The 15,223-nt window shown below is 64.5% G+C and carries 12 protein-coding genes; 6 read left to right on the top strand and 6 right to left on the bottom strand.

Annotated elements, in window-relative coordinates; translation table 11 throughout:
- The first annotated feature begins 165 nt into the window (after positions 1-165).
- Positions 166-945, top strand: a complete 780-nt coding sequence (locus IVB01_RS24540; RefSeq protein WP_247279775.1) for an enoyl-CoA hydratase-related protein — start codon at positions 166-168, stop codon at positions 943-945.
- 111 nt (positions 946-1,056) lie between these two features.
- On the opposite strand, the gene IVB01_RS24545 is transcribed toward IVB01_RS24540, so the two are convergent.
- From IVB01_RS24545 to IVB01_RS24555, 3 genes are read right to left on the bottom strand one after another with little or no spacing between them, the layout of a single operon-like run.
- Positions 1,057-1,434, bottom strand: a complete 378-nt coding sequence (locus IVB01_RS24545) for a DUF6285 domain-containing protein (RefSeq protein ID WP_247279776.1) — start codon at positions 1,432-1,434, stop codon at positions 1,057-1,059.
- 3 nt (positions 1,435-1,437) lie between these two features.
- Positions 1,438-2,424, bottom strand: a complete 987-nt coding sequence (locus IVB01_RS24550; RefSeq protein WP_247279777.1) for a phosphotransferase family protein — start codon at positions 2,422-2,424, stop codon at positions 1,438-1,440.
- Positions 2,421-3,209 carry an enoyl-CoA hydratase/isomerase gene (locus IVB01_RS24555; RefSeq protein WP_247279778.1) on the bottom strand — a complete coding sequence of 263 codons (789 nt, stop codon included), beginning with the start codon at positions 3,207-3,209 and terminating at the stop codon, positions 2,421-2,423. The genes IVB01_RS24550 and IVB01_RS24555 overlap by 4 nt, the downstream gene beginning before the upstream one ends.
- Positions 3,210-3,374: 165 nt before the next feature.
- On the opposite strand from IVB01_RS24555, the gene IVB01_RS24560 reads away from it, so the two are divergent.
- The 3 genes from IVB01_RS24560 to IVB01_RS24570 all read left to right on the top strand — a co-directional run bounded on the left by IVB01_RS24560 (position 3,375) and on the right by IVB01_RS24570 (position 6,272).
- On the top strand, positions 3,375-4,154 hold the full coding sequence (locus tag IVB01_RS24560; RefSeq protein WP_247279779.1) for an SDR family oxidoreductase: 780 nt from the start codon (positions 3,375-3,377) through the stop codon (positions 4,152-4,154).
- 107 nt (positions 4,155-4,261) lie between these two features.
- On the top strand, positions 4,262-4,642 hold the full coding sequence (locus tag IVB01_RS24565; RefSeq protein WP_247279780.1) for a VOC family protein: 381 nt from the start codon (positions 4,262-4,264) through the stop codon (positions 4,640-4,642).
- Between the two features lie 352 nt (positions 4,643-4,994).
- Entirely contained in the window at positions 4,995-6,272 is a 1,278-nt protein-coding gene (locus tag IVB01_RS24570; protein ID WP_247279781.1) for an acyl-CoA dehydrogenase family protein, read from the top strand.
- A gap of 355 nt (positions 6,273-6,627) precedes the next feature.
- Here the strand turns inward: IVB01_RS24570 and yghU are convergent, their stop codons facing one another.
- Entirely contained in the window at positions 6,628-7,503 is an 876-nt protein-coding gene (gene yghU, locus IVB01_RS24575; RefSeq protein WP_247279782.1) for a glutathione-dependent disulfide-bond oxidoreductase, read from the bottom strand.
- A 320-nt stretch (positions 7,504-7,823) separates the two neighbouring features.
- Here yghU and IVB01_RS24580 point away from each other — a divergent pair, with 320 nt between their 5' ends.
- Together IVB01_RS24580 and IVB01_RS24585 are read left to right on the top strand one after the other, a co-directional pair.
- A complete protein-coding gene (locus IVB01_RS24580) occupies positions 7,824-8,957 on the top strand; it encodes a nitronate monooxygenase (protein ID WP_247279783.1) in 1,134 nt (377 codons plus the stop codon).
- Between the two features lie 134 nt (positions 8,958-9,091).
- Entirely contained in the window at positions 9,092-10,600 is a 1,509-nt protein-coding gene (locus IVB01_RS24585; RefSeq protein WP_247279784.1) for an acetyl-CoA acetyltransferase, read from the top strand.
- A gap of 144 nt (positions 10,601-10,744) precedes the next feature.
- Here the strand turns inward: IVB01_RS24585 and IVB01_RS24590 are convergent, their stop codons facing one another.
- Both IVB01_RS24590 and IVB01_RS24595 read right to left on the bottom strand, forming a co-directional pair.
- Positions 10,745-11,941 carry an efflux RND transporter periplasmic adaptor subunit gene (locus IVB01_RS24590; RefSeq protein ID WP_247279785.1) on the bottom strand — a complete coding sequence of 399 codons (1,197 nt, stop codon included), beginning with the start codon at positions 11,939-11,941 and terminating at the stop codon, positions 10,745-10,747.
- Positions 11,928-15,107, bottom strand: a complete 3,180-nt coding sequence (locus IVB01_RS24595; RefSeq protein ID WP_247279786.1) for an efflux RND transporter permease subunit — start codon at positions 15,105-15,107, stop codon at positions 11,928-11,930. Before IVB01_RS24595 ends, IVB01_RS24590 begins: the two co-directional genes overlap by 14 nt.
- Positions 15,108-15,223: the final 116 nt, after the last annotated feature.

Here is a 15,223-nt window from a genome sequence, read left to right on the forward strand (position 1 = left end):
CGCATTCTTGCTTCGCACGATTAAGCGGAGAAGAGCGCATCCAAGTCAAGCAAGCCGAGACGTGTGAGGCACGCAAGGCGCGCTTGCGCATTTCGGTGGTGCTCAAGCGCACCCGCGCGCTAGTATGACGACAATATTCCTTCACGAGAAAATGCGGGAGCGATCATGGAGCTGAAATTTTCCAAGGTGGAACGCAAGGGCCCGATCACGATCGTCACACTGTCGCGGCCCGAGGTCTATAACGCGCTGCACACGGACGCGCATTTCGAGCTCAACAAGGTCTTCGACGATTTCTCGGCCGATCCCGAGCAATGGATCGCGATCGTCACCGGCAGCGGTGACAAGGCGTTCTGCGCCGGCAACGATCTGAAGTGGCAGGCCGCGGGCGGCAAACGCGGCTGGGACAAGGGTGGGTTTGCGGGCCTGACCTCGCGGTTCGACTGCGACAAGCCGATCATCGCCGCCGTGAACGGCGTCGCGATGGGCGGCGGCTTCGAGATCGCGCTGGCCTGCGACCTCATCATTGCCTCGGAGAATGCCACCTTCGCGCTGCCCGAGCCGCGCGTTGGCCTGGCCGCGCTCGCCGGTGGCCTGCACCGCCTGCCACGGCAGATCGGCCTCAAACGCGCCATGGGCATGATCCTTACCGCGCGGCATGTCAGTGCCAAGGAAGGCCTCGAGCTCGGCTTCGTCAACGAGGTGGTGCCGCGAGGCGAGGCGCTCGACGCCGCGCTGCGCTGGGCGGAGATGATCACCAAGAACTCGCCGATGTCCATACGGGCCTCGAAGCAGGCAATCCAGAAAGGGCTTGGCGTCTCGCTGGAACAGGCGATCGAGCAGCAGCGGGAGTATCCGGCGGTGAAGGCGATGGTGGCGTCGCAGGATTACATCGAGGGCCCGAAGGCGTTTGCGGAGAAGCGACCACCGAAATGGGTGGGGAAGTAAACGAGTCTTTCCCCCCGTCATTGCGAGGAGCTCTTGCGACGAAGCAATCCAGACCGCCTCCGTGGAAAGACTCTGGATTGCTTCGCTGCGCTCGCAATGACGGGGAGAGAGCTACCCGCCTCGCGACAGCTCTCGCTTGTATGACGCGTAATTCGGCTGATCGACTGCGAGCTTGTCCATCGTGGTCTGCCAGAGGTGCTCGGCAAGGCCCGGCGTTGCGAGATCGATCTCGCCTTTGGCAATGCGCATCGCGAGCGTGCGGTTGAGCTCGATCAATGAACCGTCCATGCCCAGCAGCGCGCGCAGCCGCTCCACCTCCGCCGCATCGCTGCCCTCCTCCCGCGTCAGCTGCCGCGTCACGAGATCGAGGATGTTGATGGCGACGCGCAGCTTGAAAGCCTGGTGGCCGGAGATCAGCGGCGTGATCTCGTTGCGCAAGAAATCGGCGACTGACTTTGTCAGCTCGATCGGCGTGGGTTCGTCCTGCATGCATCAGCTCCCGCGCGGCGCCAGCAGCCGCAACAGATCGATCTCGGTCTCGGAGGCGCGGCGTCCGATCATGGCGCGCTCCATGGAATGGTCAGGCCCCTCGCGAAACCGCTGCATCATGCCGCCGCACATGATGCCCCAGCGCAGCGTGCCCATTACTTCCCAGAATTTCACGCGCGGCGGATCGACCTTGCGGCCCGCGGCCTCATAGCCCGCAAACAGCTCCTCGCGCGAGCCGAAGCCGCCAACCGGCTTGTCGATCTCGCCGAAACGCCACGAGTTGACGCAGACCCAACCGAGATCCTCCATGGGATCGCCGAGATGGGCGAGCTCCCAGTCCAGCACGGCACGGATACCGTCGGCGCCGATGATAAGATTGCCGTTGCGGAAATCGCCATGTACCAACGTCTCCTCCGCCGAGGGACCGGGATCGTGGTCGCGCAGCCAGCGCAGCGCCAGCTCGAACACGGGCTTGGGCCAGTTCAGGCTGCGATAGTCGCGCTCGAACTCATCGACCTCCTTCGCCGCGGTCATGCGGCGCAGCTCCGGCAGCTTGTGCAGCGGCAGCTTGTGCAAACCGGCGAGCACGTCGCCGATCTGCCGCGCCAGCAGCGGCCGTGCGGCTGCGAACTCCTCATCGCGAAGGATCTTGCGGGCGATAGTCTCGCCCTCGATCCGCTGCATGATGAAGCCCGTGCCGAGATCGTCCTCCGGCGTGAGCACATGCATCACGCGCGGCGACGGCACGCCAGCCTCATAGGCGAGCTGCATCAGCTGCGCTTCAGCGGCGAGGCCTGCCGCGCGCGTTGGCGCGGCGCCATAGCCCTTCGGCGAGCGGCGCAGGATTGCGCCTATCAGCCCATCGGGATGCACGATATCGAAGCGCCACGTTTCCTGACTGGCGCCGCCAGAGAGCTTGGCCGCGCCGGCGACGCCGGTCGCACCGGGACACCAGCGCGCGACGCTGCGGGAAAGCTCCGCCTCGATCATTTGCCTTTGAACTGCGCGGGGCGCTTCTCCAGGAACGCGCCGACGCCTTCGCGGAAGTCATCGGTGTCGCCCGCTCGAAGCTGGCACTGGAATTCGAGGTTAAGCTGATCCTCGAAAGAATTTTCCGGGCTGTCCCAGTAGAGTTTGCGGATCAGCGACAGCGCCACCGTCGGGCCGCTGGCGAGCTCGCGTGCGAGCTTCATCGCCTCCTCCATCAGCACGCCGTCATCATAGACGCGGTTGACGAGGCCCCATTCCAATGCCTTCTCGGCCGGCAGCCGCTCGCCCATCAGCGACAATTCGATCGAGCGCGCCCGACCGATCAGGCGCGGCAAGAGCCAGGTGGAGCCGCAATCCGGCACAAGACCGATGCGGCGGAAGGCTTGCAGGAAATAGGACGAGCGCGCGCACAGGATCATGTCACCGAGCAGCGCGAAGCTCATGCCGGCGCCGGCGGCGGGACCGTTGACCGCGGTCACGATCGGGCAATGCAGGTTGCGGATGCGGCGCAGGAACGGATGAAAGCCGGTCTCCAGCGTCAGGCCGGCCTTGGTCTTCTTCGGCTGGTTGTTGCGGCCCTGGAGATTTGCCCCGGTGCAGAACGCCCGCCCAGCGCCGGTCAAAACGACGCAGCGCACCTCATCCTTCTTCTCCTCGATCGCATCCAGAGCTTCGGCAAGGCCGCCCAGCATGTCCAAGGAGACTGCGTTCATCACCTCCTGATGGTCGAGCTTGAGGATCGCGACCGAACCATCGAGATCGAGCGTGACGTGTTTGAACTGCATGGTTTCCTCGTCAGCTTGCCGCCTGCGTCAGTTTCGCAGACCGGAATTTGTTTTTCCGGGCGCATATTTGATTTTTGGCGCGGTCTTGTCCATGGTGATCAGAGCATAGCAAGCAATCTTGCGCGCAGCGGCTGATCCGCCGCAGGCCAAAACAGGAAACGCGCCATGAACCTTTTCGACCTTTCCGGCCGCGTCGCCGTGATCACCGGCGGCAATGGCGGCATCGGGCTCGGCATTGCGCAGGCGCTCGCCGGCCAGGGCTGCAACGTCTCGATCTGGGGCCGCAATGCTGACAAGAACAAGGCTGCTGCCGCGAGCCTGGCCGGCCTTGCCGGCAAAGTTGACACCCGCGTCTGCGACGTCACCGATCCGGCCTCGGTCGATGCTGCGATGAAGGCGACGCTCGACGCGTTCGGTCGGGTTGACGGCTGCTTTGCCAACGCAGGCATCGGTGGCGGCGGGCGGCGCTCGTTCATCGAGCGCACCGAACAGGAATGGCGCACGATGTTTTCGACCAATCTCGACGGCGTATTCCACGCGTTCCAGGCCGCGGCAAAGCACATGACCGAGCGTGCCAATGCCGGCGACCCCTTCGGCCGGCTGGTTGCGACCTCGAGCCTCGCCTCGATCTTCGGCACCGCGCGCAACGAGCATTATGCGGCGACCAAGGCCGCCATCAACGCGCTGGTGCGTGCGCTCGGCGTCGAGCTCGCGCGTTACGGGGTCACCGCGAACGCGATCCTGCCGGGCTGGATCAAGAGCGACATGACCGCGGGGCTCATGGCCAACGACAAGTTCGTCGCCAACGTGATGCCGCGCATTCCGGTGCGGCGCTTCGGTGAGGCATCCGATTTCGGCGGCATTGCAGTGTATCTGATGAGCAAGGCGTCGTCGTATCACACCGCCGATACATTCGTGATCGACGGCGGCTATACGGCGTTTTGATCTCGTTAACCCGGATGGAGCGCAGCGTAATCCGGGACAGCCAAAAGCAAACAGACCCGGATTTCGCTGCGCTCCATCCGGGCTCCAAACTCGGAGGGAATGGGCAAATGTTCTCGCACGTGATGATCGGCACCAACGATCTCGACAAGGCCAAGGCGTTCTACGACAAGCTGCTCGGCACGCTCGAGGTGCGGCCGGCCAGGGTCGACGGCCATCGCATCTTCTACATCACCAAGACCGGTGTGTTCTCGGTGTCGAAGCCGATCAACGGCGAACCGGCGACCTGCGCGAATGGCGGCACGATCGGCTTTGCCTGCAATTCGCCGGAGCAGGTCGAGGCTTGGCACGCGGCCGGAGTCGCGGCCGGTGCGACCTCGATTGAGGATCCGCCCGGTGTCCGCCAGGGCCCAGGCGGCAAGCTCTATCTCGCTTATTTGCGCGACCTCGACGGCAACAAGATCTGCGCGATGCATCGGATGCCGAACTAGGTCTGGGCCATGCCCCGGCTTGCCGTCTCCGCTGAAGCTTCGCCGGCCGAGAGCGCTTGTAGGCCCGGCGTAGCCTATTAGCGGAGCCGGGACCGGGGCATCCGGTACGCCGCGGCTTTTCGGTTCAATCACCGTCGTCTCTGGAATACTGGATCGCCCGATTGAATCGGGCGATGACAGCGGAGGTTGTCGCGAGCGCAGCGAAACCTCATCACCATTCAAACAACATTTCAAACGCCTTGGCGATATTCCATCGCGTGGCATGGCTCTGCGTGAAAAATGCGCGCTCGCACTTTGGCGGCGCTGCGACTATTCTTGCGCTCAGCGGAATCCTAGCGCTCCGGGAGGAACAATGACAAAGCACACCTACATTCCCCGCACCACCAACTACACCCTCAATCCCGGCGACGAGCTCAACGACTTGCGCATGTCGGACCAGGTCCGCCCGCTCTACGACCACGTCAAGAAGTTCATCCGCGACACCGTCGAGCCGATGTCGATCGAGTTTGCCAAGGCCGGCGAGAACAAGGAGGATCGCTGGAGCTTTACGCCGAAGCAGCTCGAGGTGCTCGAGAAGGCCAAGAACAAGGCCAAGCAGGAAGGCCTCTGGAACTTCTTCCTGCCCGATGACGAGACCGGCCAGGGCCTGAAGAATCTCGACTACGCCTATATCGCCTCCGAGCTCGGCAAGAGCCCGCTGGCATCCGAAACCATGAATTGCTCGGCGCCCGACACCGGCAACATGGAAGTTCTGGAGCGCGTCGGCACCAAGGAGCAGAAGGAGAAATGGCTGAAGCCGCTGCTCAACGGCGAGATCCGCTCGGCTTACGTCATGACCGAGCCGAACGTCGCCTCCTCCGACGCAAAGAACATCTCGACCACGGCCAAACTCGTCGGCGACGAATGGGTCATCAACGGCGAGAAGTACTACATCTCAGGCTTAGGGGACCCCCGCTGCAAGATCCTCATCGTGATGGTGAAGACCAATCCGGATGCGGCACCGAGCAAGCAGCAGTCGCAGATCCTCGTGCCGCGCGATACGCCCGGCGTCGAGGTGCTCGGGCCGATGTACGTGTTCGGCCAGGACCACGCTCCGCGCGGCCACATGCATATGCGCTTCAATAATGTCCGGGTGCCCAAGGAGAACATCCTGCTCGGCGAGGGCCGCGGCTTCGAGATCTCGCAGCTCCGCCTTGGCCCCGGCCGCATCCATCACTGCATGCGCACCATCGGCAAGGCCGAGAAGGCGCTCGACCTCATGGTGCAGCGCGGCCTCACCCGCGAAGCCTTCGGCAAGAAGATCGCCCATCTCGGCGGCAACATGCAAATCATCGCGCAGGCCCGCTGCGAGATCGAGGCGATGCGGCTGATGGTGCTGAAGGCCGCGAAGGCGATGGACGTGCTCGGCAACAAGGAGGCCCGCGTCTGGGTCTCCATGGTCAAGGCCATGGTGCCGGAGCGCGCCTGCAAGATCATCGACCAGGCTATCCAGATGCACGGCGCCACCGGCATCTCGCACTGGACGCCGCTGGCCGAGATGTATCAGGACGTGCGTCACCTCCGCTTTGCGGACGGTCCGGACGAGGTGCACTGGATGGTGGTGGGACGCCACGAGCTGAGCATGGCGTGATCCGCACTCTCTGTTCCCTCCCTCGCTTGCGGCAGGGTAGTCGCATTTGGGAGAGCCCTTCTTTGTGGCCATCCTTCGAGACGCCCGCCGTTGGCGGGCCCTCAGGATGAAGGACCGAGTGCGCGGCAGCAGCTTCAACGGGCAAGTGCCGCTTAGCCTCATCCTGAGGAGACCGCGAAGCGGTCGTCTCGAAGGACGAGGCGCGCGCTCGGACGCCGCCAAAAGTCATATGCGATCGCGCCTGCCGCTCGCGATGAGAGGAGTCGACGCTGCACCTTCTCGCGGAGACTCCCCCTCACCCGGATCGCAAGAGCGATCCGACCTCTCCCCGCAGGCGGGGAGAGGTGAAGAAGCGCTACATCGCCGGCGAGAGCTTGTCCTGCGTCTTGGTCTCGAAATCGCTCGCGTCGTGGCGCTCGTGGAGCTGGCTGGCGGGATCGCCGGAGACACGATTGACCATGCGGCCGCGCTTCACGGCCGGGCGCTTGGCGATCTGATCGGTCCAGCGCTGCACGTTCTTGTAGTCCTGCACCGAGAGGAATTCGCCGGCGCCATAGACCAAGCCCTTGGCGAGGGCGCCGTACCAGGGCCACACCGCCATATCGGCGATGGTGTACTCGCTGCCCGCGAGATATTCGTTGTCGGCGAGCCGCCGGTCGAGCACATCGAGCTGGCGCTTGGTCTCCATCGCGAAGCGATCGATGGCGTATTCGATCTTGGTCGGCGCGTAGGCGTAGAAATGGCCGAAGCCGCCGCCGAGATAGGGCGCGCTGCCCATCTGCCAGAACAGCCAGGACATCGCCTCAGTGCGGGTCTTGACGTCCTTCGGCAGGAAGGCGCCGAACTTCTCGGCGAGGTAGAACAGGATCGAGCCGGACTCGAACACCCGGATCGGCTCGGGCCCGGAGCGGTCCATCAGCGCCGGGATCTTGGAGTTCGGATTGATGTCGACAAAACCGCTGCCGAACTGGTCACCGTTGCCGATCCTGATCAACCAGGCGTCGTATTCGGCGCCCTTATGGCCGAGCGCCAGCAACTCTTCCAGCATCACCGTCACCTTCACCCCGTTCGGCGTCGCCAACGAATAGAGCTGGAGCGGATGGCGGCCGACCGGTAGCTCCTTGTCGTGGGTGGGGCCGGCGATCGGGCGGTTGATGTTGGCGAACTGCCCGCCATTTTCCTTGTTCCAGGTCCAGACTTTGGGCGGCACGTAGGCAGGGGTATCGGTCATGCGAGAGGCTCCGGCGGAAAGATGCGCCTGCATTAATTAGCCCGCAAATGGCAGATGACAAGGGCTGCTCGATCTGCGCCCGGCGCGGGCCTCAGGCTGGCGTCATGCGACCTCGCCTGGCTGCCGCCTGCGCCGGCGCTTCGGACTCCATCCCGAAGCCCTCCATGCACCAGGAGTTAGCCTGCGAGTGGAGCATCGCGCGGCGTGTCCACGCAAGATGCGCCGTCGAATCCGGCATGGCATCGCCAGCGACGATCCGCTAGCGTCGCTTTGCTTCGCCGCGACAGCAACGAGAACGCGAAGACCGCCGGGAGAGAGCCATGAAATCGCCAATTTGCGACATGCTGGGGATCGAGTTCCCGCTGCTCGCCTTCAGCCATTGCCGCGACGTCATTGCGGCCGTCAGCCGCGCCGGCGGCTTTGGCGTGTTAGGTGCCACCGTGCACACGCCTGATACGCTCGAACGCGAGCTGAGATGGATCGACGATCACGTCGATGGCAAGCCCTACGGCATCGACGTGCTGATCCCCGAAAACATCTCCACCGCGGGCGAGAAGAACGTCACCTGGAAGAGCCTGGAAACGCGCGTGCCGCAAGAGCACCGCAACTACGCGCGCGATCTCCTGAAGAAGTACGACATTGAACTGACGACCACTGAGGTCGCCGCCGACCAGCCGCAGCCGTTCGACGCCAAGACGGCGCTGGAGCTGCTCGAAGTTTCGTTCCGCCATCCGATCCGGCTCATCGCCAATGCACTCGGCGTGCCGCCGAAGGCCATGATCGAGATGGGCAAGACCCACGGCGTGCCCGTTGCTGCGCTTGTCGGCGCCAAGGAGCACGCGCTGCGCCAGGTCGCAGCCGGCGTCGACATTCTCGTGGTGCAGGGCACGGAAGCCGGCGGCCATTGCGGCGAGGTCTCGACCATGGTGCTGGTGCCGGAGGTGATTAAGGCGATCAAGCCGATCCGCGAAGTGCCGGTGCTGGCCGCCGGCGGCATCATGACGGGCCGGCAGATGGCGGCCTGCATGGCGATGGGCGCGGCCGGCGCCTGGACCGGATCGGTGTGGCTTGCGACCGTCGAGGCCGAGACCACGGAGATTTTTCGCGAGAAGATGATCGCGGCGTCCTCACGCGACGCGGTGCGCTCGAAGGGCCGTACCGGCAAGCCGGCGCGACAGCTCCGCTCGGTCTGGACCGATGCCTGGGACCGCGCGCCGGAGAGCCCGGGCGCGCTGCCGATGCCGCTCCAGAGCATCATCAGTCGCGACGCCTTCAACTCCATCGACCGCGCGGCGGCGAGCGGCAATGCCAAGGCGCGTGATCTCGTCAGCTATTTCGTCGGCCAGGGCGTCGGGCTGATCGACAGCGTGAAGTCGGCCGGCGCCGTGGTGCAGGAGTTCAAGCAAGAGTTTGCGGAGGCCGTCGAGCACATGAATGCGCTGGTGGCGGAATGATGGACCCTCATGCTGAGGAGGCGCGCAAGCGCCGTCTCGAACCATGAGCGCCCGTGGCCTATCCTTCGAGACGCCTGCTTCGCAGGCTCCTCAGGATGAGGTCGGAGATCTCAGAGAGTGAAGAAGCAAGAACAATGACGACTGTTTCCCCAGACCGCATCCCCGTCATCGTCGGCGTCGGCGAGATTGTCGACCGTCCCAGGGAGATCACTGATGGCCTCGAGCCGCTCGATCTGCTCGAACAGGCGCTGCGGCGCGCGGAAGCAGACGCCGGCGCAAAGCTGCTGGGCGAGGTGCAGTCGCTTGACGTCGTGAACTTTCTGAGCTGGCGCTATCGCGATCCGGAAGCGCTGCTGGCACAGCGGCTCGGCATCTCGCCTTCGCATTGTTACTACGGCCCGGTCGGCGGCGAGAGCCCGATCCGCTATATCCACGAGGCTGCGAAGCGCATCGCGCGGGGCGAATGCACCGTGGCGGCCATCTGCGGCGCCGAGGCGCAATCGACCGCGACCAAGGCTGAGCGCGCCGGGACAAAGCTGCCATGGACACCATTCGCGCACGACGTCGAGGAGCCCAAGCGCGGGGCAGCGTTCCAGAAACCGCTGGCAGTGAGACTCGGCGTGTTCCGCCCCGTCACCGTCTATCCGTTCTATGAGGCGGCTTCGTCCGCTCATTGGGGCCAGACGCCGCGCGAGGCGATGGCGGAATCCGGGACACTATGGTCGCGCTACTCCGAAGCCGCGGCGCAAAATCCCAATGCCTGGCTGAAGCGGCGCTATGCGCCTGACGAAATCACGACGCCGACCGCGGACAACCGCCTGATCGCATGGCCTTACAATAAGCTCATGGTCGCCAATCCCAGCGTCAACATGGGCGGCGCGCTGCTGCTGACGAGCGTTGCCAAGGCGCGTACGGCGGGCATTGCCGAGGGCAAGCTGGTCTATCCGCTCGGCGGCGCCTCGGCGGAGGAGCCGCGCGACTATCTCCTGCGCGACCAGTTCTACGAGAGCCATCCGCAGAACGCGGTTCTGAAGGCCGTGATGGATCTCGCAGGCGGCGACGGCAAGAGGTTCGACGCCATCGAGCTCTACAGCTGCTTCCCGTGCGTCCCGAAGATGGCGCGGCGCACGCTTGGCCTGGATGCCGACGTGCAGCCGACCGTGACCGGCGGCCTCACCTTCTTCGGCGCCCCGCTCAATACCTACATGACGCACGCGGCCTGCGCGATGGTGCGGCGCGTGCGCGACGGCGCCAAGCTCGGTCTGCTCTACGGCCAGGGCGGCTTTGTCACCAAGCACCACGCGCTGGTGGTGTCGAAAACGCCACCGCGCGAGGCGCTGGTGCAGGAGACGAGCGTGCAGGCGGAAGCCGACCGCAACAAGCGGGCCGTGCCGGAATTCGTCGCGGAGGCAACTGGCAAGGGCAAGGTCGAGAGCTTTACCGTGCTCTACGGCCGCGGCGGCGAGATCGAGCATGGCGTGGTGATGTTGCGGACGGCAGACGCTCGCCGCACGCTAGCGCGGATTCCAGCGAGCGACACGGCGACGCTGACACATCTGCTCAACATGGATCGCACGCCGGTGGGATCAGTCGGCGAGGTCACGATGGCGGCCGACGGCGTGCCGGAGTGGCGGGTGACGTAGCTCTCGTGTCCCGGACGCGGTGCGGCATGCAAGGCCGCTCCGCAGAGCCGGGATCCGGCAAGAAACACGGTGCTTTGAGGCGAGACGAGGCCGGCTCAGCAGCGCATCACTTCATGCTGCGCTGCGTCCGGGGCACGAGGCGCCCTAGCTCTTCGGTGCCTGCTTCTCCGACGCAGTCGCCGGCTTGGCCTTGGCGCCAACCACGCGCACCGCATCCCCATCCGACAGTCCGTCCGGCGGTGCCGTGATGACGCGGTCGTCCGCTGTAATGCCCGAAGCAAGTTCGATCTCGCGGCCGAGGTCGCGCGCGATGGTCACGGTCTTGAACTGTACCTTGTCGTCCGGGCTGACCGTCGCAACGCGCAGGCCATTGCTGTTGAAGATCAACGCACTGGCGGGGATGCTGAGCGGCGCGGAGTCGCGCTGCAAGTTGAGCTTCACGCTGGCATAACCGCCGGGCATCAGCTCGCCGCTGGAATTGTCGAGCCCGAGCTGCATCCGCGTGGTGCCCGAGGCGACGTCGACGGACTGGGAGGAGGCTTCCACGGTCGCCTGGAACGACCGATTCGGATATTCCGGGAGCGTGATGGTGGCCTTGGCGCCGATCTTGACCGCCGGCACATAGTTCTGGGGCACGTTGACGTAAACACGCAGCTTGGTGATGTCAGAAACCACGAACATAGCCGGACCCGCCCCGCCGCCGGCATTGATCAGCGCGCCGACGTCGGTGTCGCGGGCGGTGACGACGCCGTCGAACGGCGCGGTGATCTTCTTGTAGCCGGCCAGCGCTTCGAGCCGCTCCACGTTGGCCTGGCCCGAATGCACGGCAGCGTTCTTGTTGGAGAGATCGGCAGTGCGCTCGTCGATCTCCTGTGCCGAGACGAAGTTCGAGGCGACCAGCGTCTTGCGGCGGTTCAGCGTCGCTTCGGACAGCCTGGCGCTGGCCTGCTGGCTAGCGAGGTCGGCGCGGGCCTGCAAGAGCTGCTGATCGAGGTCTGGCGCCTCGATCTCGGCAATCACCTGCCCTGCCTTGACGCGGGCGCCGATATCGGCGCTCCAGCTCTTCAGGTAACCCGACACGCGCGCGAAGATCGGCGCGCGGTAATAGGCCTCCAGCCGGCCCGGCAGATCGATGGTGGCGTTGAGGGCCTTGGCGTTGGGCTGGGTCACCGCAACGCTCGGAATGGCCTGATCATCGGTCCATTCCTTCAGCTTGGAGCCCTGCTCCTCGCGGGCACGGATGCCCGTGCCCACGACGAGGCCTGCCGCAATCAGCGCCACCACGCCGAAGATGCCCAATTTCCGGTGCGACACCGGGGAGCGGGTCTCAGTGGGCGACATGCGCAGTCTCCAATGGGGCGGCGGCTTTGGCGCCTTGTTTCTTGTGTACCATGCTGAACACCACGGGAACAAACATCAGCGTGGCGAAGGTTGCAAAGATCAGGCCGCCGATCACGGCGCGGCCGAGCGGCGCATTCTGCTCACCGCCCTCGCCGAGGCCCAAGGCCATGGGTGCCATGCCGATGATCATGGCGAGCGCGGTCATCAGGACGGGGCGGAATCGGACGAAACCGGCTTCCAGCGCAGCGGCGACGGGATCGCCGAGCTCCTCGTAGCGTTCACGCGCGAAGGAGATCACGAGCACGCTGTTGGCGGTGGCAACGCCCATGCACATGATGGCACCGGTGAGCGCCGGCACCGACAGCGTGGTCTCCGTCATGAACAGCATCCAGACGATGCCCGCGAGCGCGGCCGGCAACGCCGTGATGATGACGAAGGGATCGGACCAGGACTGGAAGTTCACGACGATCAGGAAATAGATCAGCACGACGGCGCCAAGCAGGCCGAACAGGAGACCAGTAAAGGCGCTGTTCATGGTCTGCACCTGACCGAGCAGCACCACGGACGAGCCCTTCGGCACCTCCTTTGCGGTGTCCGCGATCAGCTGACGGATGTCGGCGGCGACCGCCCCGAGATCGCGGCCCGACGTGGTCGCGAAGATCTGCACCATCGACTGAATGTCGTACTGCGAGACCACCGCGCTCGAGGTCGAGCGCTTGATGTCGGCGATGCCGCCGAGGATCGGCGATTGCGCATTGCCGGTCGCGGTGATCGGCAGCGTCTGAAGCGCGCTGAGCGAGTCGATCTGGTATTGCGGCGTCTGCATCACGATCGAGTACGACACGCCGTTGTCGGGGTTGAGGTAGTAGGTCGGCGCGACCTGCGAGGAGCCGGCGAGATTGACGACGAGGCTGTTGGTGACGTCACGTTCCGTCAGACCGACATATTGCGCGCGGGTGCGATCAACATCGATATTGAATGTCGGATTGTTTGGCGATTGCTGGATGCGCGCATCGGCAACGCCGGGAATCTTGCGGACCTTGGCCAGCAGATTATTGGCGTAAACGAAATTGGCGCTGACATTGGCGCCGCGAATCTGGAGGTCGATCGGCGCCGGCGCGCCAAAGTTCAGGATCTGGCTGACGATGTCGGCGGGCAGGAACGCGAAGCTGACGCCGGGGAACAATCGCGGCAGCTGCTCACGCAGCACGCGTACATGCTCTTCGGTCGGCTTATGGCCTTCTTTCAGCTTGATCTGGATGTCGCCGTCCTGCGGGCCGATCACGCCGGTGTTGTTGTAGGTCATGTTGATGCCGGAGATCGGCATGCCGATGTTGTCGGTCATGGTCTCGATCTCGCCCGGGATCAACTTGCGGACCGCCTTCTGCACGTCGGCGAGCTGGTTGGCGGTCTCCTCGACGCGGGTGCCGACCTGGATGCGGACATGCATCAGGATGTTGCCGGCATCGACCGCGGGGAAGAAGTTGCGCCCGAGGAACGGCACCAGGGCAAAGGACGCGCCGACCACGCAGAGGAAGCCGATCACGAACACCGCACGCTGCACCAACGCGAGGCCGAGCAAACCACGATAGAAGCTGCGAATGCGCTCGAACCGCGCCTCGAAGCCGCGCTGGAACCAGACGAAGGGATTGCGCGACTTCGGCGGCCCGCCCTCGTGATGGACATGCGCATGCAGCAGGTAGTTCGCCATGGTCGGCACCAGCGTGCGCGACAGGATGAACGACCAGATCATCGCGAACATCACGGCTTCGGCCATCGGCACGAACAGGAAGCGCGCGACGCCGGTGAGGAAGAACATCGGCACGAACACGATGCAGATGCAGAGCAGCGACACAAAGGCCGGCGTCACGATCTGGTTGGCACCATCGAGGATCGACTGTTCGACCGGCTTGCCCTGCTCCAGATGGTAATTGATGTTCTCGATCGTGACCGTCGCGTCGTCGACGAGAATGCCGACGGCGAGCGCAAGGCCGCCGAGTGTCATGATGTTCAGCGTCTCGCCGATCGCCGACAGCATGATGATGGCACCCAGCACCGACAGCGGGATGGAGACCGCGATGATGATGGTCGAGCGCCAGCTGCCGAGGAACAACAGGATCATGACGCTGGTGAGCAGCGCCGCGATCACACCTTCGAAGGCAACGCCCTGGATCGCGCCGCGGACGAACACCGATTGATCACCGATGAAGCCGATCTTCAGTGCGTCGGGCAGCTGGTCCTTGACCTCGATGACCTTCTGCTTGATGCCGGCGATGATATCGAGTGTCGAGGTCGCGCCCGCCTTCAGCACCATCATCAGCACCGAGCGGTTGCCGTCGACATGGACGATGTTGGTCTGCGGCGGATTGCCATCGCGCACGCTCGCGACGTCGCGGACGTAGACCATCGCGCCGTTGACGGTCCTGATCGGCAGATTGCCGAGCTCGTCGATCCGGAGCGGCGAGTTGTTGAGCTGGATGTTGTATTCGAACTGGCCGATCTTCTGGGTGCCGACCGGCGTGATGAGGTTCTGGGCGGCGAGCGCGTTGGCAACGTCCTGGCCCGAGAGGCCGCGGGCCTGGAGCGCGGTCGGATCGAGGTCGATCTGAACCTGGCGCTGCTTGCCGCCGAACGGGTACGGGATCGCCCCCCCGGGCACAGTGACCAGCGGCGTGCGAAGCTGATTGATGCCGATATCGGCGAGGTTCTGCTCGGTGAGGCCTTCACCCGACAGCGCCACCTGGATGATCGGAACGGTGGAGGCGGAGTAGTTCAGGATCAAGGGCGGCGTCGCGCCAGGCGGCATCTGCTTGAGCAGCGTCTGCGAGATGGCGGTGACTTGCGCGTTCGCGGTACGGATATCGACGTTGGGCTGGAAGAAGATCTTGATGATGCCGAAACCGTTATAGGAATTGGCAGTGATGTGCTCGATATCGTTGACCGTCGTCGTCAGCGCGCGCTGGAACGGCGTCGTAATGCGGCCGGACATCTGGTCGGGCGGCAGGCCGGTGTACTGCCAGACCACGCCGATCACGGGAATGCGAATGTCCGGGAAGATATCAGTCGGTGTCCGCAGCGCCGCCAGCGGCCCAATGATCAGCAGCAGCAGCGCGAGCACGACGAAAGTATAGGGCCGGCTCAGGGCAATACGGACCAGAGCAATCATGCGCCAGGCAATTCCAGGTCAAGCAAGAATGTGGAAATCCGCCCCCGGGGCGACCCCCATCTCCCTTTACCCGAGCGCCGCCGGAAACGCTAACCTCCGGCGGCCTTCGCGCATTC

The organism is Bradyrhizobium sp. 164, from assembly GCF_023073715.1.
Taxonomy (GTDB): domain Bacteria; phylum Pseudomonadota; class Alphaproteobacteria; order Rhizobiales; family Xanthobacteraceae; genus Bradyrhizobium.

Coding starts and splice junctions, on each gene's coding strand:
- IVB01_RS24545 (WP_247279776.1), bottom strand. CDS start 1,434: ATGCAGGACGAACCCACGCCGATCGAGCTGACAAAGTCAGTCGCCGAT.
- IVB01_RS24570 (WP_247279781.1), top strand. CDS start 4,995: ATGACAAAGCACACCTACATTCCCCGCACCACCAACTACACCCTCAAT.
- IVB01_RS24580 (WP_247279783.1), top strand. CDS start 7,824: ATGAAATCGCCAATTTGCGACATGCTGGGGATCGAGTTCCCGCTGCTC.
- IVB01_RS24550 (WP_247279777.1), bottom strand. CDS start 2,424: ATGATCGAGGCGGAGCTTTCCCGCAGCGTCGCGCGCTGGTGTCCCGGT.
- IVB01_RS24585 (WP_247279784.1), top strand. CDS start 9,092: ATGACGACTGTTTCCCCAGACCGCATCCCCGTCATCGTCGGCGTCGGC.
- yghU (WP_247279782.1), bottom strand. CDS start 7,503: ATGACCGATACCCCTGCCTACGTGCCGCCCAAAGTCTGGACCTGGAAC.
- IVB01_RS24590 (WP_247279785.1), bottom strand. CDS start 11,941: ATGTCGCCCACTGAGACCCGCTCCCCGGTGTCGCACCGGAAATTGGGC.
- IVB01_RS24540 (WP_247279775.1), top strand. CDS start 166: ATGGAGCTGAAATTTTCCAAGGTGGAACGCAAGGGCCCGATCACGATC.
- IVB01_RS24555 (WP_247279778.1), bottom strand. CDS start 3,209: ATGCAGTTCAAACACGTCACGCTCGATCTCGATGGTTCGGTCGCGATC.
- IVB01_RS24565 (WP_247279780.1), top strand. CDS start 4,262: ATGTTCTCGCACGTGATGATCGGCACCAACGATCTCGACAAGGCCAAG.
- IVB01_RS24595 (WP_247279786.1), bottom strand. CDS start 15,107: ATGATTGCTCTGGTCCGTATTGCCCTGAGCCGGCCCTATACTTTCGTC.
- IVB01_RS24560 (WP_247279779.1), top strand. CDS start 3,375: ATGAACCTTTTCGACCTTTCCGGCCGCGTCGCCGTGATCACCGGCGGC.